Origin of the sequence: Marinobacter daepoensis DSM 16072 (genome assembly GCF_000421165.1) — a bacterium.
Classification (GTDB): domain Bacteria; phylum Pseudomonadota; class Gammaproteobacteria; order Pseudomonadales; family Oleiphilaceae; genus Marinobacter; species Marinobacter daepoensis.
In genome coordinates this window covers 399,360-418,269 of record NZ_ATWI01000009.1, presented here as the reverse complement: position 1 = coordinate 418,269, position 18,910 = coordinate 399,360, and the positions used below count along the sequence as shown (strand labels likewise).

Annotated in this window: 15 protein-coding genes; 8 read left to right on the top strand and 7 right to left on the bottom strand. The window is 56.2% G+C overall.

All coding sequences use genetic code 11. The annotated features are described in order from the left end of the window. The first annotated feature begins 76 nt into the window (after nt 1-76). The 5 genes from K325_RS0107395 (at nt 77) to K325_RS0107375 (ending at nt 10,344) form a co-directional block, all read left to right on the top strand. Entirely contained in the window at nt 77-757 is a 681-nt protein-coding gene (locus K325_RS0107395) for a GntR family transcriptional regulator (protein ID WP_029653631.1), read from the top strand. Nucleotide 758: 1 nt separating this feature from the next. Beyond that, nucleotides 759-4,250 carry a chromosome segregation protein SMC gene (gene smc / locus K325_RS0107390; RefSeq protein WP_029653630.1) on the top strand — a complete coding sequence of 1,164 codons (3,492 nt, stop codon included), beginning with the start codon at nt 759-761 and terminating at the stop codon, nt 4,248-4,250. Between the two features lie 133 nt (nt 4,251-4,383). Continuing rightward, a complete protein-coding gene (gene zipA / locus K325_RS0107385) occupies nt 4,384-5,385 on the top strand; it encodes a cell division protein ZipA (protein ID WP_029653629.1) in 1,002 nt (333 codons plus the stop codon). Nucleotides 5,386-5,406: 21 nt separating this feature from the next. Beyond that, nucleotides 5,407-7,443 carry an NAD-dependent DNA ligase LigA gene (gene ligA / locus K325_RS0107380; RefSeq protein ID WP_029653628.1) on the top strand — a complete coding sequence of 679 codons (2,037 nt, stop codon included), beginning with the start codon at nt 5,407-5,409 and terminating at the stop codon, nt 7,441-7,443. A gap of 150 nt (nt 7,444-7,593) precedes the next feature. Then, entirely contained in the window at nt 7,594-10,344 is a 2,751-nt protein-coding gene (locus K325_RS0107375; RefSeq protein ID WP_029653627.1) for a hypothetical protein, read from the top strand. Nucleotides 10,345-10,357: 13 nt separating this feature from the next. Here the strand turns inward: K325_RS0107375 and K325_RS0107370 are convergent, their stop codons facing one another. The 3 genes from K325_RS0107370 to K325_RS0107360 all read right to left on the bottom strand — a co-directional run bounded on the left by K325_RS0107370 (nt 10,358) and on the right by K325_RS0107360 (nt 13,556). Then, nucleotides 10,358-10,990: a CBS domain-containing protein gene (locus K325_RS0107370; RefSeq protein WP_029653626.1), complete on the bottom strand. Its 633-nt coding sequence runs from the start codon at nt 10,988-10,990 to the stop codon at nt 10,358-10,360. 83 nt (nt 10,991-11,073) lie between these two features. Next, nucleotides 11,074-12,972 (bottom strand): bifunctional tRNA (5-methylaminomethyl-2-thiouridine)(34)-methyltransferase MnmC2/FAD-dependent 5-carboxymethylaminomethyl-2-thiouridine(34) oxidoreductase MnmC1, encoded by a 1,899-nt coding sequence (mnmC, locus tag K325_RS0107365; RefSeq protein ID WP_029653625.1) that lies wholly within the window; start codon nt 12,970-12,972, stop codon nt 11,074-11,076. A gap of 5 nt (nt 12,973-12,977) precedes the next feature. After that, nucleotides 12,978-13,556 (bottom strand): peptidylprolyl isomerase, encoded by a 579-nt coding sequence (locus K325_RS0107360; protein ID WP_476738562.1) that lies wholly within the window; start codon nt 13,554-13,556, stop codon nt 12,978-12,980. 231 nt (nt 13,557-13,787) lie between these two features. Here K325_RS0107360 and K325_RS0107355 point away from each other — a divergent pair, with 231 nt between their 5' ends. Continuing rightward, nucleotides 13,788-14,528 (top strand): cyclic di-GMP-binding domain-containing protein, MshE-related, encoded by a 741-nt coding sequence (locus tag K325_RS0107355; RefSeq protein ID WP_029653623.1) that lies wholly within the window; start codon nt 13,788-13,790, stop codon nt 14,526-14,528. A gap of 67 nt (nt 14,529-14,595) precedes the next feature. Here K325_RS0107355 and K325_RS0107350 read toward each other — a convergent pair whose 3' ends face one another. From K325_RS0107350 to flgA, 3 genes are read right to left on the bottom strand one after another with little or no spacing between them, the layout of a single operon-like run. Beyond that, nucleotides 14,596-15,066: a flagella synthesis protein FlgN gene (locus K325_RS0107350; RefSeq protein WP_029653622.1), complete on the bottom strand. Its 471-nt coding sequence runs from the start codon at nt 15,064-15,066 to the stop codon at nt 14,596-14,598. 7 nt (nt 15,067-15,073) lie between these two features. Continuing rightward, complete coding sequence (gene flgM / locus K325_RS0107345; RefSeq protein ID WP_228128411.1) at nt 15,074-15,520, bottom strand: flagellar biosynthesis anti-sigma factor FlgM; 447 nt, start codon at nt 15,518-15,520, stop codon at nt 15,074-15,076. An 8-nt stretch (nt 15,521-15,528) separates the two neighbouring features. After that, complete coding sequence (gene flgA, locus K325_RS0107340) at nt 15,529-16,236, bottom strand: flagellar basal body P-ring formation chaperone FlgA (RefSeq protein ID WP_036193182.1); 708 nt, start codon at nt 16,234-16,236, stop codon at nt 15,529-15,531. A 185-nt stretch (nt 16,237-16,421) separates the two neighbouring features. Between flgA and K325_RS0107335 the strand changes: the two genes are divergently transcribed. Further along, a complete protein-coding gene (locus K325_RS0107335; RefSeq protein WP_029653619.1) occupies nt 16,422-17,351 on the top strand; it encodes a chemotaxis protein CheV in 930 nt (309 codons plus the stop codon). Nucleotides 17,352-17,389: 38 nt separating this feature from the next. After that, nucleotides 17,390-18,217 carry a CheR family methyltransferase gene (locus K325_RS0107330; protein WP_029653618.1) on the top strand — a complete coding sequence of 276 codons (828 nt, stop codon included), beginning with the start codon at nt 17,390-17,392 and terminating at the stop codon, nt 18,215-18,217. Nucleotides 18,218-18,330: 113 nt separating this feature from the next. Here the strand turns inward: K325_RS0107330 and K325_RS0107325 are convergent, their stop codons facing one another. Next, nucleotides 18,331-18,861 carry an isochorismatase family protein gene (locus tag K325_RS0107325; RefSeq protein ID WP_029653617.1) on the bottom strand — a complete coding sequence of 177 codons (531 nt, stop codon included), beginning with the start codon at nt 18,859-18,861 and terminating at the stop codon, nt 18,331-18,333. Nucleotides 18,862-18,910 lie beyond the last annotated feature (49 nt).

The following is an 18,910-nucleotide window of genomic DNA, read 5'->3' as shown; positions in this document are numbered from 1 at the left end:
CAGACAAAGGGGTGGGGCGGAATAACGCCTGTGGTAGACTCGTGCGCCTGAACATGCAGAGTGAGTTAGACCATTTATGAGATTTCAGGCCCCTGAAAGCCTTTCCGAGCAAATTGCCCAACACCTGGGGCAGCGTATCGTGACCCGTGACCTGGTGCCCGGAGAGCGTATACAGGAACTCAAGGTTGCCGGGGATCTCAATGTCAGCCGTGGTTCGGTGCGTGAAGCGTTGCTGATTCTCGAGCGCCGCCATCTTGTTGAAATCTATCCCAGGCGGGGAGCTGTGGTTTCCAAGCTGACCGAGGAATCGGTGAACGCGCTCTATGATATCTATATAGACCTGCTGTGTATGCTGGCCCGGAAAGTACTTGAGCGATGGCCCGGAGAGCAACTGGGTGGTGTGATGGGGCAAGTGAGAGAGCTTCAGGCGATGGTTGATGCCCTCAGTTCCACCGCACCGGACGCAGCGGAGCGCGTCATTGACGCCGGTTTTGGCGTGATGCGGTATGCCTACGGGTTGGTTGAGAATCCCTTTCTGGAAGAAACCCTTGAAAACTTTCGCCCGGCCATCAGCCGGACTTATTACGTGGCTCTCGATCACTTTCGAAGTGAAATTGCCGGAACCGGCACTTTTTTCCGACAACTGTCCGATGCGGCGGTTTTGGGGGATGCCGAGCAGTTGCAGCAGGTTATTCAGGCGTTCGGTGAACACCAGCGTCGTCAGGTTCTGAGCATTCTCAGGGAGGAGAACGCCTGATATGCGGCTGAAGTCCATCAAGCTTGCAGGATTTAAATCGTTTGTTGATCCGACGACCGTTCCGTTTCCATCAAACATGACGGCGGTTGTCGGCCCGAATGGTTGCGGTAAATCCAATATCATTGATGCCGTTCGGTGGGTGATGGGGGAGAGCTCTGCGAAGTACCTCCGTGGTGAATCCATGACGGATGTCATTTTTAATGGGTCCAGTGCCCGGAAGCCGGTAGGCCAGGCGTCTATCGAGCTGGTTTTTGATAACAGCGATGGCACCGCTCCCGGCGAATTCGTGAAGTTCAGCGAGATCTCGGTTAAACGCCGGGTATCCCTTGAAGGACAGTCTGAGTATTTCCTCAACGGGTCCAAGTGTCGCCGACGCGATATTACAGACTTGTTTCTGGGTACCGGTCTTGGCCCCAGAAGTTATGCCATCATCGAGCAGGGCATGATTTCGCGGTTGATTGAAGCGAAGCCCGAGGAGCTTAGGGTATACATTGAAGAGGCCGCTGGCATTTCCAAGTACAAGGAGCGGCGTCGGGAGACCGAAAACCGCATCCGCCGGACCCAGGAGAATCTGGAACGCCTGACAGACCTGCGCGAAGAGCTTGGGCGCCAGCTTCAGCATCTTGAGCGCCAGGCCGCGGCCGCTGAAAAGTACAAGGCCTACAAACTCGATGAGCGTAGGAAAAAAGCAGAGTTAACCGTTCTTCGCTGGCAGGCGCTTGATCAGGATCTGCAGACCTGGCGTGGCAAAATCCGCGATACCGAGCTTGAGCTGGAAAAGTTCCTGACGGAAAGAGTGAATCTCGAAACGTCTTTGGAATCGCTGAGAGAAGCTCATCATGAGCGGACGGAGCATTTTAATCGGGCTCAGGCACGTTACTACGAGGCCGGTGCAGATATTGCCCGAATCGAACAAAGCCTGGAGCATCAGCGCGAACGTAGCCGGCAAACGGCGGCCGAGCTGGACCAGGCCATGGCCAATCAGCGTGAGCTGGCACGGGAGCTTGAACAGGACGAAGAAAAACTGGGTGCTCTTCAGGAAGAGCTCGACATGATTGAGCCCGAGCAAGAGTCCCTGGCGATTCGTTCAGAAGAATCCGGAGAGAAGCTCCAGCAGGCAGAAGATGCCATGAGTGACTGGCAGCATCGCTGGGATGAGTTCAGCACCCGCTCCTCGGATGCACGACGTCAGGCCGAACTGGCGCAATCGCGCATTCGTTCTCTGGAAGAGGCCATTCAGCAGCTGATCAACCGCCAACAGAAGCTCCGGGACGAGCAGACACTGCTTGATGAACAGCTTGACCGGTCAGAGCTTGAATCGTTGGTGGAGCAACAGGAGATCCTGGAGCTGAAAAGGGAAGAAGCGGCTGAACGTATTCAGCAGCTTCAGGATGAAGTCTATGCTGGCAGGCAGGCGCTTAAAGAAGCTGAAACGGTTGGCGCCGGTCATCGCCAGACGGTCCAGAGCCTGAGGGCAACACTGGATTCTCAGCAGGCCCTGCTGGATGAGCAAATGGGGGCCAGCGACGATGCCTTGCAGGCCTGGCTGGCGGCGCAGGGGCTGACCGATGCACCGCGTCTGGCGGCACGGTTAACCATTGAGGCCGGGTGGGAGTTTGCGGTTGAACAGGTGATTGGTCGTTTTACCCAAGGTCTGACCCTCCCGGGCTTTGACCACCTGGGTGCTGCCCTCGAGTCTGCGCCCAAAGGCTTGGCGGTCGTGAATGAAACCGGAGCTGTGGAGCCGGGTTCAGGATTGGGCGCAAAGGTTGGCGGGAACCCCGTGATTGCGTCGCTCCTGGCGCCGATCCGCGTGGCGGACTCTCTGGCAGAGGCGATGGCGGATCGGGCACAACTTGGCAGTGGGGAAAGCATCATGACCCGGGGCGGGGTCTGGCTGGCTCGTGAATGGTTGCTGATGCCGGACTCGGAAGCCGGGCAGGTGGGTGTTATTGAGCGCCAGCAAAAAGTGTCTGAACTGCAAACCAGTCTGGCAGAAGCGGAAGGAAAACTGGGCGAAGTCTCGGATCATATCGCCCACCTTCAAGAGAAGGCTGAGCGTACCGAGGCGGAGCGCGATGCGGCCCAGGCTCGCCATAGCGACATAGAGCGGGATTTGGGCGCGTTGGCGTCCCGTGCGAGCGGGTTGAAAGCACGCGCAGAACAAATCGACGCCCGCCTGAGCCGGATTCGTGAGGATTCCGGGGATGTCGGGATAGCGCTGGAGGATCAGCAGTCTCAGCTCCAGGAAGCCCGGGAAGAGTGGGATATTGCACTTGCGTCCAGTGAAGACAGTGATGAAGAAAAGGAGAAACTGCTTGAGCAGCGAGACTCGCTCAGGGAGACCCTGGATCGCTTACGGCAGGAAGCCCGCCATGACCGGGATCATGCTCATCAGTTACAGCTTCAGCTCCAGACACTTCAGAGTCAGCGCGATGGCGTAAAGCAGACGATTGACCGTATGCAGTTGCAGAAGGCGCGGCTGGAAGAACGCCTCGACGTACTCCGGGAATCCCGGGAAAATGCCGAAGAGCCAATAGAAGATCTTCAGATGCAGCTTGAAGGACTTCTGGAGCGACGCCTGGCGGAAGAGGAGAAACTCGCGGTTGCGCGGGATGCCCTGGAAGATATTGATCGCCAGGTTCGCGATCGCGAACAGGGTCGCAGTCGCTCGGAGCATCAGGTACAGGAGATCCGCTCCCGGCTGGAGAAGCTTAAAATGGAGTCTCAGGCATTGGAGATTCGCTCCGGGAATCATATTGAGCAGTTGAAAGAGCTGGATGTGAAGTTGCAGGAGGTTCTGGAGCAATTACCTGAAGATGCAGAGGAAAAACTCTGGGCCGAGGAGCTGGAAAAAATCGGCAATCGTATTCAGCGCCTGGGGGCCATTAACCTGGCAGCTATTGAGGAGTATCAGGTACAAAGTGAGCGAAAAACGTATCTGGACGAGCAACACGATGACCTGATGGAGGCCCTGGAGACGCTGGATACTGCCATTCGTAAGATCGACCGTGAAACACGCCAGCGATTCAAAGAGACCTTCGATCAGGTGAATGGCGGGTTACAGGCCTTGTTTCCAAAGGTCTTCGGGGGCGGTAATGCCTACCTTGAGCTGACCGGTGAAGATCTGCTTGAAACCGGTGTTGCGATTATGGCCAGGCCGCCGGGCAAAAAAAACAGCACGATTCACCTGTTATCAGGCGGAGAAAAGGCGCTCACGGCTATTGCGCTGGTGTTTTCGATCTTTCAGCTCAATCCGGCTCCTTTCTGCATGCTGGATGAAGTTGATGCGCCGTTGGACGACGCCAACGTAGGGCGTTATGCGAACATGGTGAAAGAAATGTCGAAACAGGTCCAGTTCATCTACATTACTCATAACAAGATTGCTATGGAAATGGCTGACCAGTTGATGGGGGTAACCATGCACGAACCCGGTTGTTCGCGCCTGGTCTCTGTGGACGTGGATGAGGCGGCTGCCCTGGCAGAAGCCTGATCTGAGCAGAAAAGGTTGGCGAATTGCTCGTCAACCATGACAATAACGCCATCTGGGCCCGGTGCGCGTTGTATTCATTACGGGCTTTTCTTAGAGTAGCAACGTTCCAAACTGCAAACAGGACAGCAGCATTATGTCACTTAGGGAATGGTTAATTGCCATAGGTACCCTGGTTATTATTGGAATTGTGATTGACGGAGTTCGCCGGATGCGGCGCGCCCGGAAAGAAGCGATGGCTATCTCGTCCGGCATGGGGGCTGACGACCTGAAAGAGTCGCCGCTGGATGCAGACTACAATCCAGAATTGCCAAATGGCGGAGCCCGGACTATCTCCAGAACGACTCTGGAAGACCGTGGGTATCTGAAATCCCGCTCGCCAGAACCGGTCAGTGCGGATGACGATGAGGTGCTGCCGGAATCTGGTTGGAGTGCGCGTGATGACGAGGATGACCGTTTCCTGAGTTCAGCCGCCGACACCTCGCCTGAGGTTGAGGATGCGCCAACACCTGAGGGCGCAGTTGTTTCTCAGCCAGAAGCGTCCGCACCGAAGCCGACGGGTAGAGAGTCTGGCCGGAAGGCGACCCGGGCCGAGGCGGAGGAGCCGCCAGTGGTGACGACGGATGTCGAAGAAGATACCGCGCGCCGTATTCCGGCTAAACCTGCTAAAAATCAGCCGCTTGCCGGGGCCAATCGGCCAGAGGCGAGTGAAGTTCTCGTGATCAATGTTTTGGCTCGAAAAGGTGAGCAGTTTCAGGGGAATAAGCTGAAGAGTTTGTTCGAAGCTTGCGGTCTGGAGCACGGTGATATGGATATCTATCACCGCCACGAAACTGAAGACACCACGACACCGGTGCAGTTCAGTGTCGCCAATGCGGTGGAGCCGGGAACCTTCAACCCCGAAAATGCTGAGACTCTGAGTACGCCGGGTATCAGCTTTTTCATGAGCCTTCCCGGGCCTACCAATGCCCTTCAGGCCTTCGAGTTCATGCTGGAAACGGCTCAGTGCGTGGTCAAAAACCTGGGGGGTGAACTGAAAGATGAGCGCCGCAGTGTTATGACGCCGCAGACCATTGAGCACTGCCGCCAGCGTATTCGCGAATTTGAACGAAAACAGCGCTCTCCCCGAGCACAGTAGCCCGTCCGGACCCCAACTCTGATGACCGAAATTCCCCACGATGTCCGGGAGCGCGCAGAATACCTGCGCGCGACTCTGGACGATCATAATTACGCCTATTACGTCCTTGATGACCCCACAATTCCCGATGTCGAATACGACCGCTTGTTCCGGGAGTTGCAGAAGCTTGAAGCCGAGCATCCCGAGCTGGCCTCTGAAGCATCCCCTACACGCCGGGTTGGCAGCAGTGGTGATACCAGCTTTGCGGAAGTCACCCATCGTTTGCCAATGCTGTCGCTGGATAATGCATTCAGTGAAGACGAACTCCGGGATTTTGACCGTCGTGTCCGGGAGCGTCTGGGTGTCGACGGGCGGATTGAGTACGTGTGCGAACCCAAGCTCGATGGTCTGGCGGTTAGTCTGAATTATGAGCACGGTGTACTGACTCGCGCTGCGACCCGTGGAGACGGATACACCGGAGAGGACATCACTGCCAATATCCGGACGATACCCTCGGTTCCGCTGCAGCTTCGTGGTTCTGGCTATCCGGAGCTGGTTGAGGTTCGTGGTGAGGTCTACATGCCGAGGGAGGGCTTTGAAAAACTGAATGAGCGACTGGCGGAGCAGGGTGAGAAAACCTTTGTAAACCCGCGGAACGCCGCGGCGGGGAGCTTGCGCCAGAAGAAGTCCACAGTCACAGCCAAACGCCCTCTGGAGTTGTGTGCCTACAGTCTGGCCGTGACCGATGAGGGAATCCTCCCCGAAACTCATTGGGACAGCCTGCAGAAAGTCAGGGAATGGGGTTTCCGGGTGAACCCGGAAATGCGTAAAGCCGATGGGGTAGAAGCCTGCCTTGAGGCTTACACCGGTTTGATGAACAAAAGGGACAGCCTGCCTTACGAAATTGATGGCATTGTCTTTAAGGTGAATCGCCTTGATCAGCAGAAAAAGCTTGGGTTTGTCTCCCGGGCGCCCCGTTGGGCCATCGCCCATAAGTTTCCGGCGCAGGAAGAGCTTACGGTGATTGAGGGGGTTGAGTTTCAGGTTGGTCGCACCGGGGCGGTAACCCCTGTGGCAAGACTGAAGCCGGTGTTCGTCGGTGGAGTAACCGTCTCCAACGCGACACTCCACAATATGGATGAAATCCGGCGCCTTGACGTTCGGGTTGGCGATACGGTGTTCATTCGTCGTGCCGGTGATGTAATCCCTCAAGTGGTCAAGGTGGTGCCAGAGCAGCGCCCTGAGCAGGCGTCCGTGGTTGAAATGCCGAAGCATTGTCCGGTCTGTGGCTCGGATATTGTCCAGATAGAAAGTGAGGCCGTGGCCCGTTGTTCCGGCGGTCTATATTGTCCGGCACAACGTAAGGAAGCAATCCGCCACTACGCCTCCCGGAAGGCGCTGGATATTGAAGGGCTTGGAGACCGGTTGATTGATGTCCTGGTGGATGAGGGCATGGTTCATACCGTGGCGGACCTCTACCGACTGACGAAGTTTCAGGTTTCCAGCCTTGAGCGTATGGGCGACAAATCGGCCGCTAACCTTATTGCTGCAATTGATCGCTCCCGTGCGCCCCTGCTGAGGCGGTTTTTGTATGCGCTTGGAATACGGGAGGTAGGGGAAGCGACCGCCAAGGCGTTGGCCTCCTATTTTGGCACTCTGGAGGCAATCTCCGAAGCAAATGAAGAAGCCCTGCAGGCAGTGCCCGATGTCGGGCCGATTGTGGCGGGACACATTCGCAGCTTCTTCGATCAACCTCATAATCAGGAAACCCTCGCGGCTTTGAAAGAGGCCGGTGTCGTTTGGCAGGAAGAAGAGGTTGTGGCGGCGAACAACCAGCCACTGACAGGCCAGACCTGGGTCCTCACCGGGACATTGTCGAGGATGACAAGGGATGAGGCCAAAGAAAAACTGGAGCGACTGGGTGCCAAGGTGGCGGGCAGTGTGTCAAAGAAGACCGCCTGTGTTGTTGCCGGGGAGGCCGCTGGCTCCAAACTGGCCAAAGCGGAGCAGCTTGGGGTGCTGGTTCTGGATGAGGGCGGGCTGATCGACCTGCTAACGGAGTATGGTCAGGAAGCCTGAGCCCGCTGGCCAAAGAATCTGAGAACTCGCGCAGGTCCCTCAGGATTCAAATTGGCTACCATGACGTTGATCTGTAACGGTGTGTAAACCGGGTGTCTGTTCTGCACCCGGGCACGGCCATAACAACAACGTCATGAAACGGATTTTTGCATGCGCGCCGATTTGCTCCCCCGCACGTTCCCGTCAGGCCGATTCGCAGGCCTGATTTTCCTTGTTCTGGCTGCAACCGGCTGTAAAACGGAAAAAGACCCGGATCAGCCGACCTTGCTGGGTGCCCCGCCTGCCACGGCTTACCTTGGTGTTGAGTACTACTACAACTGGGGTGCCTATGGTGGCGAGAGCATTCTCGATTATTCCCTCACCAATGCACCGTCCTGGCTGGCACTCGAAGATACCAGCAACAAAGCAAGGCAGGGAATTATCATGCGCGGGGTTCCTGGCTTGTCGGGTGGGGCACGGGGTGAGGCGGATCTGGGGCAGACAGAAAATATTGAAATCGTGACCACCGACGGCCGCGTGGCGGGCTTTCAGCCCTTCAATATTGAGGTCAAGAGAAACGTTATTGCGCTTACGGGAGTAAACCTGACCGAAGGTGAAACTCAGGAAGCCGAAGACGGCGCTGAAGAGCGCTGCGCCATCCCGGAGCTGAATGCCGGCTCCTACACCTACGATCTCCCGTTATTCAATGCAGACGGCTCTCCGAACGGAACCCGGGTTGTGACTTATCCGACAACACGAGGATATGTCAAAGTCGAGTTGGATCAACCCTCCGTGACTGAGGTAAAAATTGCGTTTGAGCTGCGTACCAGTTTTGACCCTCTTGTCTGTGATAATAATGAAACTGACCCTGCTCATCAGGATTGCAGATACAGCCGGGCAAACACGGGTGCAGCCATCATCGGCGAAGACATCGTTGCCCTGAGTGACCCGCAGAACCCCCCGACAGACCGTGAAGGCAACCCGCTCGATTACATTGAGTATGATGAGAGTAACCGTGTGATTTCGGGTGGACTGGTCACCTTTAGGCCCGGCATTACCGAATGCTACATTCCTTTTGAAGTGGTAGACGACCTGATCCCGGAACCCACGGAAGTGGCAAACGTTACTCTGACGGAAGTGCGTCAGGGTATTGCCTCACTTGGTAAGGGAGGCGTTGAGGTCAGCGCCAATGTCTCCATTGACGATAACGAGCCGGTGTTGCGCCTTGAGACGATCAAAGGGGGAACCCGGGATACCATCAACACGGGGACGAACCGGGAATACCGGGCGGTGGTGTCGGGTGAGCGAAAAAATCAGGTCCGGGCGCGACTGGTCCGAATCGGCGAACTGACTGGTGTGGTGGAAACGAAAACCTTCGAGATTGGCCAAAATGAACATCAGGGCCAGTTTATTGCAAACAATGAGCTTTTGTTTCCGATAGGCCCCGAGGGTACCCCGATTGACGAGGTTCCTTTCAGTGTTCGCGGGTTGGCATACACCAATAGCCCGGATACGCTGGAGGACAGCGCGGCTCCGATCGGCGTGGATGAGCGTTTTCAGGCAGGTCGTGAAGGATATGTCCGGGGCGTTACCGAGACGCTTCTGCGGGTCAGTCTGAATCGCCTGAATACGCCGCTGGTCTGGAACGATGGGTTCGTCGCCACCGATGTCGCCATCGGCCACGACAGCCGGTTGTTTGTAGCGGGATATGACATCTCGGCGAACCATCAGGTACAGGTGAGGATTTTCGATCAGACGGGAACCCCGTTGCAGGTGGTTGAAGTGACCGATCCCGCATTGGTTTTGCAGGCATCGGAGGTGGTTCTGGATGTTGGCGTCCGCACGGGAACAGGCGCCGTAGGCAATAGTCAGGTCAGTCGCTACGAGATCGCGGTGGCCTTCAGCACGGAGAGTGGTGTGCTGGGGGCTGTGGCCGGTGGGGAGGATGCGGTTGTGTCTCTGCTTCACTTTGACGGCGCAGAGTACGTTCCCAGCTGGACCGATGACGTGTTCCGGATCGGGTCTGCCGGGGATGACATCGTGCGCTGGGTAGGGATCAGCGATACCACAGGCTACGTTTTGCTGGGGGGGGAAACGCAAGGGGCCTGGGCTGACAACCTCTATCTGGGTGGGACTGACAGTTTTCTGGCCCGTGTCGACACCAGGCCGAACGCCAATCTGTTGCAGCCGACCCTGGCGTGGGTAAAGCAGGTGGGAAGTGCCGCCGACGAACAGGTCGTCGGTGGCACTGCAGAAGGCTCGCTGGCCCTGTTGTTTGGTTCATCGCCATCAACCCTGGATGGCTTGGGTAACGTTGGCCCTTATTTCTTCAACGGAAACTCGGCGGACGGGGAAGGGCTGTACCAGATTGGTGAGGATGCTGGTGAAATCCTGGGCCACGGGTTCTACAGTGGAAGCGGTGTGGTGCTTATAGGTCATGGCCCCTACGGATATCAATTCCGGAAGGCTCAGTCTGAAGACGCTGGTACCGTCAACGCCGACGATGAGATTATCCGGACCCGGTTGAACAGCGGGGCAGGGTTTGTGCTTGGGTTCAGCACGGCGGGAGCGCCATTCAGCGCGTATACCGTCAATGATGACGAAGACGTTTCAGAGGAAGTTCTGACCCGTGGTGTCCGATTTGCTGGCGATATTGTCGTGGCAGGTTCGACCACCGGTCGTTTTGCAGGTGACCAGATACCTGTTACAGCGCCAGAGGCTATCCTGGCCCGGGTAGATACGGCAGACACTGAGTTGGCGTTCCGAAACTGGCGTACGCAGTTGGCGGTGGAGAATCTGACCCTTCTGGATCTCGAAAACTACCGGGATGACGAACTGGTGGTGCTGGCAGACCGAAATGGCGAACGTATGGTCCTGATCTTCAGTCCCGAGGGAGAGCTCCTGACGCCGATCACGCCCTAGCTAAAGGCCGTGGTCAGACGGCGCCTTCCTGGCGACCTGCGTTGGCATAGAGTTTGAGGTAGTCGGTACTGGTAACGATCCCTTTAGGCTCGCCAGAGGCGTCGATGACCAGTGCGGCGTTTAGTCGATGGGCGAGCATCAGGCGGGCTAACTGATGGGCGTCAGTTTCCGGAGAGGCCGTCAGGAAGGCGGGCAGTTCAATGTGGGCCAGATTGTGATTCAGAGCGTCTGAACCGTATTGGTGAACCCAGGAAAGCAGCCAGCGAAGGTCGATCAGGCCAGCCACGTTGTTCTCTGCGAAAACAACCAGGTGATGAACGCGGTTCTGTTCCATAGTGTCCAGAGCTTCCGCGAGGGTAGCAGAGGCAGGCACTGAAAATTGCGCGGGTGAACTGATCTCTGCGACCGGAAGGTACACTCGTTCCTCCCGGCGTTCGCCGGCAGCTGCCGCACCGTATTCCTGCAAAGCGCGGAAACTGCCGCTATGGGCCGCTTGCTGAAACTCCGCGTCGGTGGCCTCACTGTGCCCTGGAGAGATAGGCGCCGATTCCGACAGTTCGGTGACATCACCGACCCGACGACTTCGGAACGCTTCGGGAAGCCGGGTTCCGATCGGACGTCCTGGCTCACTGACGAAAATAGACATCTTCCTACCTCTCCGGGTTACCCCTGACAACGACCCTGTTTAAGGTTATCGGCCAGCTTTCAGTTTACTGGAGTGTTGGTTTATTAACGATCAGTAAGCGGCTTCCGGTAAAGTCGTTCGGCGTCGACACGGCGGGACAGTCGCCTGTTGAGGCAGGGCGGGTGCCCGCAGATTCTGTCTGCCAGGTACTCTGCCATTAATGGCGCCCAGGTCAGCCCTTTGCTGCCAAAGCCGGTTAGCAGGTAAGCTCCGTTGGCACAGTCCTCATCTTTCGCAGGGCAGGCTCCGGCGGCGGGTTGGTAGTCGTGAGTGGTGCAGCGAAATGCTACTCGCCCTTGGAGTTCACTGGCATCTGCCGGGCCGGAAATGTTCACGGATGGCAGTAGCTGTGCCAATTGTTCCAGGTTTTCCCGATGGCTCTCGAGGGTTGGGAAAGGCGTGTTGTCGCGGAGATCAAACGTGGCCCCCGTTATGGCGTACCCGTTATAGGGTGGGTTCAGGTACTTTGTGCCGCAGATGACGACCTGGGGAAGCTGAGTACTCTCGGATCGCAACTGCGTGACTTGCCCACGAATAGGTTTAAGCCGGATTTCTGTGCCCTGTGCCCGGGGAGCAATTGATGCTGTTCTATGGCCGGCAGCGATAATCAGCGTTGCCGCAGTTATCTGTTGGTTGTTCGGGCCATGCAGAACCCATTGTCCGCGTTCTCGCCGAATAGACTCTACCCGGAAATCAAACATTGCCGAAATGGCAGGGTGGTCAATGAGCGTGTTGCACGCCATTGCCGGCTGAAGCCAGCCTGATTGTGGGAAACAGAGCGCTTCCCGATGGATGGGGATGCCTGCCAGTTCGGAAGCCTCACCGGCCGTGACCTGGCTAAGTACGTCGTCGGGGTAGTGATTTCGGCTCAGAAAGCGGCGTTGCCGGTCCTGTTCCTGCTCTGTGGAGGCCAGCTGCAGCAAGCCTGTCGGGTGCCAGAATTCGCTCTCCCAGCGTTGGTAAAACCGCTGACTGAAGGCCAGGGCGGTCACTGCAAGTTCGGTCTGGTCATTATAGTCGACCCCAAGTTTTGCATAGAGGGCCCCCTGAGCGTTGCCCGAGGCTCCACTGCCAGGTTCTGGCGCCTCATCGACCAGAATCACCGGGACTCCACGCTCGGCCAGGTTGCGGGCCAGAGTGGCGCCCGCGATGCCTGCACCGATAATTGCGACGGATTGAGGGGAATGGGCTTGGGGAGGGGCGTTCTCCGTAACCGGTAGTTTACCGATCAGCATTTCCCGCTTGCGGCCAAAGCCGGCGACTTTTGCCATGGCGAACCCTTCCGCCGCGAGAGCCCGGCGAACCCTGCCAACGGATGTGAAGGTGGCCAGGGTCGTTCCGGGCTTGCTGTGAGTGCGGACCTTGCCAATGGCTGTTTCCAGCCACATGTCCGGGTTCAGGGAGGGCGCAAACCCATCCAGAAACCATGCGTCAGCCTGAAACTCCAGGTCGTCCCAGGCGTCAAGCACATCGCCCAGATACAGGGTAAGCCGGACCCTGCCTCCGGCCAGAACCAGTCGGTGCGTACCGTTTATCAATGGCGGGTAATGGAGAATCAGTTCCTGCGCCATTGGTGCCAGCTCTGGCCAGCTTTCCAGGGCTTTTCGAAGATCGGCCTTGGACAGGGGATACCGCTCCACCGAAATGAAGTGAAGGATGGCGTGATCTCCCTCTGATGGCCGCTGCTTCAGCCATTCCGACCAGGTTGCAAGGAAGTTGAGCCCGGTTCCGAACCCGGTTTCAGCGATCACAAAGTGGCCGTATGCACCTAGCGAATGAAACCGTTCAGGCAAGTGGTTCCTTTCGATAAAGACGTATCGGGTTTCGGCAAGGCCGTCATCGCGGCTGAAGTAGACGTCTCCGAACTTCGTTGACTCCGGCACGCCATCCCGCCAGATCAGTTCCGCAGTTTCCATGGCCGGAGGCAGGACGTTGGAGGGCATCGGGCTCAGTCGTCCTGCGCGATTTGTTCGGCCAGTTCGATCACGACCGGCGTAACGGGCACATCGGCCATACCGCGTTGACGCCCTGTCTGGACACTGGCAATACGATCAATAACGCCCATACCCTCGGTTACCTTACCGAAGACGGCATAGCCAGGGCCACGTACACCTGCGTTAAGAAAATCGTTGTTGGCGACGTTAATAAAAAACTGAGACGTGGCGGAATCCGGTGCGTTGGTGCGGGCCATGGCGATGGTGCCACGGAGGTTTGGAAGTGTGGGTTTGGCTTCGTTAGGGATCGGAGCCTGGGTTTGTTGGCGTTCCAGCTTTTCATCAAAGCCACCGCCCTGGACCATGAAACCGGGAATCACCCGGTGAAAGACAGTGCCGTCATAGAAGTCGCTGTTTACATAAGATAGAAAATTCTCGACGGTTTTTGGTGCAACGTCGGGCCTGAGCTGAAGGACGAAAGCGCCTTCGGTTGTCACAAAGCGGACTTCAGGAAGCGGCGAATCCTGAGTTTCAGCAGATACCTGGCTGGCGGGTAGAAGGGCGCCAGCCATGACAAACAGAGTGGACATCAAAAGCGAGGAGCGTTTCAGGGAAGTGGCCATATTGGGATTACTCTCTGTTGCTGGTGACCGAGAACATCGAATTGGTTCAGTTCTTACGAAGAATGTGCAGATCTTAACAGATCCTTACGCCAGTGAGGCTAAATCCGAACAGCATACACACAGGTTGTGAGCTACTCTTCAGGAGACTGTTCAGTGCCGGGCCGGGAAGTACGGTGATCACTGTTACTCAGGAGGAATCCGGTGAGAATCCGTCAAGGTTTTGAGGAAAAATCCCGGCTTGGCCGGTTATTGATCAACAGGGGCTATTTGTCGGAAGGGCAGCTCGAAGAGGGGCTCCGGCGCCAGCGCGATACGGGGCAGCGCCTTGGGGAAGTGCTGGTGGCATCCGGCTGGGTTTCAGAGAAAGAGCTGCATCGTGTCCTGAAACACCAGTCGAGGTATCGCAACGCTGCGGCGTTGGTCGCTGTAGTCACTTTGCCTTTCCAGCCTTTGGTTTCGCTGGCGGCCAGTAACACTCAGGCTGCGCCGGTGACACCGGAAGCCGGTGAGCTCTATTCTCAGCCAGGGCTGGCCCCTTTGACGGAGGCCGAGCTGGCCGGTGTTTCCGGTCAAAGTGATCTTGGGTTACTGGTGCGTCTTGAGGCGGTTTCGCTGATGCCAGGTCAGGCTGTGAGTGCTGGGGAAGAAGCCTCAGGCGCGGATGTGGTGGAAGGAATCCGGTTGGTGGCCAATGTGTTTGTGCCTGTGCTGAGTTTCCTGGAGTCGGACTTTAGCGTGAAGGGGGTTCACTATCGGGAAGGAGAATCCCGTTTTACGGTTCTGAATGATGGAGGTTTGCGGTTGGCATTCCCGGAACGTATTGAGGAAATCCGTATGGATAATATCCGGGTCATGGGGGGGCAGACCCCGTCCATGGGAAACGTGAGCCTTCGGGACATCCGTTTTCATCCGGATTCACAGATGACCATTTACACACGTTAGTGTGTCCTGGGAATGATGGGGAAAGCCCGGACTTATGTCCGGGCGTTTGATAAAGGCTGGCTCGATGTCAGGCGCTTGCGAGAATATTGGTGCTGGAAACGCTGGTTTGCTGGCCTTTGGCGCCGTACAGTTTCTGCTGGCCAGAGGCGCCCCGGAAGATATCGGTCAGTCGTGTCAGTCTTTGTTGCAGGTGCCCGAGAACCCGGCCGTTATTCTGGTTGATGGCCTGGCAGTTTCGCAGCTGAGTCTCGGCCTCTTTCCAGAGTTGGTGCAGTGAGTCCATTCCCCCGGCACGGATGAACCTTGAAGGCTCCCCGGCTTTTGGGTTGTAGCCTATGCTGACCAAAAGGTGGATTTTCTTTTTCGCGCGTTCACGAACTCCCTCAAGCAGCCCGTTTTTTAGAGCGGTAATGTCTTGCAGTGGCTGAATGTCGGGGGAAGAAAGAACGCCCTTTTCCTGGAGCAGCAGGGCCGCCAGTTCGTCAAGCTGACGGATGTCTTCCTCAAGAAGGGTCTTCAGTTGATCATGTGCAGTCATGCTTTACTCACCCAAAAATGCTTTTATCCATCTCAAGCATTTTCTGGGCCAGTTTTTGAGCATCCACCTTGTAGGTGCCGTTCTCAAGAGCAGAGCGAATCTGTTCGATGCGGTCATCATCCATTTCTGGGTAATCACCCAGTTTCTGCTCAAGTTGTTTCAGGTTCTTTGCCTGGCTACTCAGGTTGACGTTCTCGCCTCGGCCAGCCAGATTCTGAGCCTTGGCTTGCTCACCCGTGGGAGCCTGCGGAGCCTGATTGCCTGCACTTTTGTCGGCTGTGGTTCTTGTAGTGTTGACTTGGCCGGGGCCAATGCCATTGAAGTCAACTGACATAGTAATACCTGCTTGCCTGGGGCCACGCTGAAGGTGGCGTATTCGGATTTGTAGTCGTCTATCGGCAATTTTGCGCCAGACTTTAATTAAAATGCGGTAAATATTTGCCGCTTTTGTCATTCCCGGTACTACATAGGGATCTCTACCCGTCCTGGCCCGACAGCCCGGGCTTTTACTGTTCTGGACGAACGGAGGTTCTCCACAAGAACCTGCTCGCCAACCCCGGCGTTTGCCAGGGCTTTCCCACGAGAGGTGACGGAGAAGGACCCCGAGCGCGCGGTGATCATAACATGATCACCTCTCTCGATGGCGTTGGGGGCTTCCAGCAGATCGGGGGTTAATATTGTCCCGGCATTTACGGGGCGACGCATCATCATGCCGTCCACCGACGCTTCGTCTGTCAGAACGCCCCGGCGGCTGGCGTTGAGTTGAACCTGTTTAACTGAAAGCAAATCTTTCGTGAGCCTTTCTCCTCGGGCCAGAGGCCGGGCGGCAACCAGTGCCGGGCCAATCACCCTGACGCTGGTGGTGACGTACATTCTCCAGGGGCGCTCACCGCGACAGGAGATCAGAACGGAAGGGCTGGTCGTTCGTAGCGGATCGCCTGAAAATTCCGCTGCCAGCGGCTGATGACAGGATGCCAGAGCCAGTCGGCTGTCAATATGGCCAATCTCGTAAGTGCCTTCATAACCGCGGTTCGAAAGTGAGTCAGCCCACGTGGCCAGAAAAGAGTGGGCGGCTGTTCGGATAGCGTCAGCCGTGGTCTTTTCTGCGGCTGGCGTAACAGGGCTCAGCAAAACGCACATGGCAGCCAAAAAGATGATTCGCATACGCACCGCTTTGTCCTATGCTGTCTGTAGCTGTATGTTTTCCGGCAAATCGTTAAGGATTCCGTCTTCCGGGCCGTTAAACTCTGGAAGGCAGTCAGGCGTCAAAAATATGTCTCTTGTGTGCCTGATATCAATCTACCGAGAATGAAGCAATATTGGTGCCGTTTAGGCATGCCTGGAGTAAATGCGTCATGGCAGGGGTATTAGACAGCGTTAATCAGCGCACTCAACTGGTCGGCCAGAATCGGCTTGAGCTTTTGCTGTTCCGTTTAAAGGGGCGGCAGATATATGGCATCAACGTCTTTAAAGTCAAAGAAGTGCTGCAATGCCCCAAGCTGTCCTCCATCCCGAATAGTCGAAGTGTTGTCCGGGGGGTCTCCCATATTCGGGGAGAAACCATTCCCATTATTGATCTGAGTATGTCAATCGGCTTGCCGGGGATTCCACAGGAGCAGTTGTCAGCCAGTTTCGTGGTCATTACGGAATACAACCGGAAAACTCAGGGGTTTCTGGTCACCGGAGTTGACCGGATCATGAACATGAATTGGGAAGATATCCTTCCGCCTCCCAAAGGGGCGGGTAAAGATGTGTACCTGACGGCAGTTACGAAAATTGACGATAAACTTGTAGAAATCATAGATGTAGAAAAGATTCTTGCAGAAGTTTCTCCGCTCAGGGAAGATGTCACTGAGGAGTTGGTGAGCCGAAGTGCAGAACGGGTTCCCGGGCACATGCCGGTTCTGGTGGTGGATGACTCCTCTGTTGCGCGGAGGCAGATAGAGCGTTGCCTGACCGCCATCGGAATGGATGTTGTTACCCGGAATGACGGGAAGCAGGCCCTTCAGTATCTGCAAGAAATTACAGAAGACGGCTCGAAGGCCAGAGACCATCTTTCTCTGATCATCTCGGATGTTGAAATGCCTGAGATGGATGGTTACACCCTCGTGACCAGAATTAAGGAAAACCCCTCCCTGAAAGACATGTATGTGATGCTGCATACGTCGCTGAGCGGGGTATTTAATAAGGCAATGGTGCAGAAGGTGGGCGCAGACGATTTCATGGCGAAATTCAGCCCTGACGAGCTGGCCGAGCGTGTGATGGAAATTATTGACCAGCACTAGAGAGCCTCGGCTGTTGGTTTTACCCACGAAGAGATCCAATGAAAGCGGATATTACGCCTCAGGAATACGAAGCCTTCAAAAAATTCCTGCAGGATGCCTGCGGCATTCTGCTTGGTGACAACAAGCAATATCTGGTGAAGAGCAGGCTTCGCCGGATTCTTGAAGAGAATAGCCTCAACTCCCTTGGGGCGCTGCTGGAGCGACTGAACCGTCCCGGTCGCGGAGGGTTGAAGGAGGTGGTCATTGATGCAATGACCACCAATGAGACGCTGTGGTTCAGGGACAATCATCCGTTCCGGATTCTGCAGGAAAAGCTGCTGCCTGAGTTTTCTGATCGGAATGGGTTGTCGCCCCTACGCATCTGGTCTGCAGCCTGCTCAACAGGGCAGGAGCCGTATTCCGTGGCCATGGTGATTGATGAATATCGCCGCTCCAGACCTGGCAAACTGCGAGATGTAAAAATCACGGCAACGGACATCTCCAAGAGTGTGCTTGAGGTGGCCCGGCGGGGCGAGTACGAGATGATTGCGATCGGTCGGGGGCTGTCTCCTGAGCGCCAGAAGCAGTTTTTTACCGCTTCGGCCAATGGCGGGTGGCAGATCCGCCCGCAAATTCGATCCATGGTCGATTTTAAGGAACTGAATCTGCTTGATCGATACATGTTGGGCAAGTTCGATGTGATTCTGTGTCGCAATGTGCTGATCTACTTCTCTGCGGATCTTAAAAGGGACATTCTGACGCGATTGCATGGCGCTCTTAATCCGGGAGGTTACCTGATTCTCGGGGCCTCTGAGTCGCTCAATGGGCTTCCCGACCTGTATGAAATGGTGCAATGCCATCCCGGGATCATCTACCGTAAAAAGTAGCACGGCTCTTTTCCGGATCGGAGGGAATTGGTCTTAATGACCAACCCCGGCGTGCCGCCCCTTTATGGTTCTGGGTGGCCGTGTGACGAGAAGGAGGAGCCTGACCTCTTTGTTCATTTAATAAGAGCCTGTACGTCCCGGAAGTGGGGGTGTTTACAGTGGACCATCCACTCAAAGGCCACCATCTCGGTTGTGACGATTCTGGCACCACTCTGATGGAGGCGATCCAGAGCCACGTCCCGGTCGAATTCGTTTCTGGATCCGGTCGCATCTGCAACAACCCAGACTTTGTAGCCGGCATCCAGGAGGCTCAGTGCGGTTTGCAGCATGCATACGTGGCTTTCACAGCCCCCGATGACGATGTGCTGACGGCCTTCGGGCAACTCTTCGATCAGTCCGTCCGGGCATGCATCAAAATGGGTTTTGGGCAGTGTGGTCTGGCACAACTCTTTGACACGCTCTAGATTCGGCCCGAGTTTTTCCGGGAGTTGTTCTGTCGCGATGACCGGTACACTCAGCAGGCCTGCAACGGTCGCCAGGGTGACACATCGTTCCGCCACCTCGGCACCCTGGGTGATGGCGGGCATCAGTCTTTCCTGAACATCAATAAGCAGCAGGGTCGATTGGTCTGCTTTCATGAACATCGCAATTCTCCGTGGATGGGGTTGATGATTTCCTTAAAGGATACGCCAA

What these genes read in the sequence shown, in the direction of transcription:
- K325_RS0107325 (WP_029653617.1), bottom strand. Translation starts at nt 18,861, where the DNA reads ATGTTCATGAAAGCAGACCAATCGACCCTGCTGCTTATTGATGTTCAG.
- smc (WP_029653630.1), top strand. Translation starts at nt 759, where the DNA reads ATGCGGCTGAAGTCCATCAAGCTTGCAGGATTTAAATCGTTTGTTGAT.
- K325_RS0107395 (WP_029653631.1), top strand. Translation starts at nt 77, where the DNA reads ATGAGATTTCAGGCCCCTGAAAGCCTTTCCGAGCAAATTGCCCAACAC.
- flgM (WP_228128411.1), bottom strand. Translation starts at nt 15,520, where the DNA reads ATGACAAAAGCGGCAAATATTTACCGCATTTTAATTAAAGTCTGGCGC.
- K325_RS0107375 (WP_029653627.1), top strand. Translation starts at nt 7,594, where the DNA reads ATGCGCGCCGATTTGCTCCCCCGCACGTTCCCGTCAGGCCGATTCGCA.
- K325_RS0107330 (WP_029653618.1), top strand. Translation starts at nt 17,390, where the DNA reads ATGAAAGCGGATATTACGCCTCAGGAATACGAAGCCTTCAAAAAATTC.
- K325_RS0107350 (WP_029653622.1), bottom strand. Translation starts at nt 15,066, where the DNA reads ATGACTGCACATGATCAACTGAAGACCCTTCTTGAGGAAGACATCCGT.
- ligA (WP_029653628.1), top strand. Translation starts at nt 5,407, where the DNA reads ATGACCGAAATTCCCCACGATGTCCGGGAGCGCGCAGAATACCTGCGC.
- K325_RS0107370 (WP_029653626.1), bottom strand. Translation starts at nt 10,990, where the DNA reads ATGTCTATTTTCGTCAGTGAGCCAGGACGTCCGATCGGAACCCGGCTT.
- zipA (WP_029653629.1), top strand. Translation starts at nt 4,384, where the DNA reads ATGTCACTTAGGGAATGGTTAATTGCCATAGGTACCCTGGTTATTATT.
- mnmC (WP_029653625.1), bottom strand. Translation starts at nt 12,972, where the DNA reads ATGCCCTCCAACGTCCTGCCTCCGGCCATGGAAACTGCGGAACTGATC.
- K325_RS0107335 (WP_029653619.1), top strand. Translation starts at nt 16,422, where the DNA reads ATGGCAGGGGTATTAGACAGCGTTAATCAGCGCACTCAACTGGTCGGC.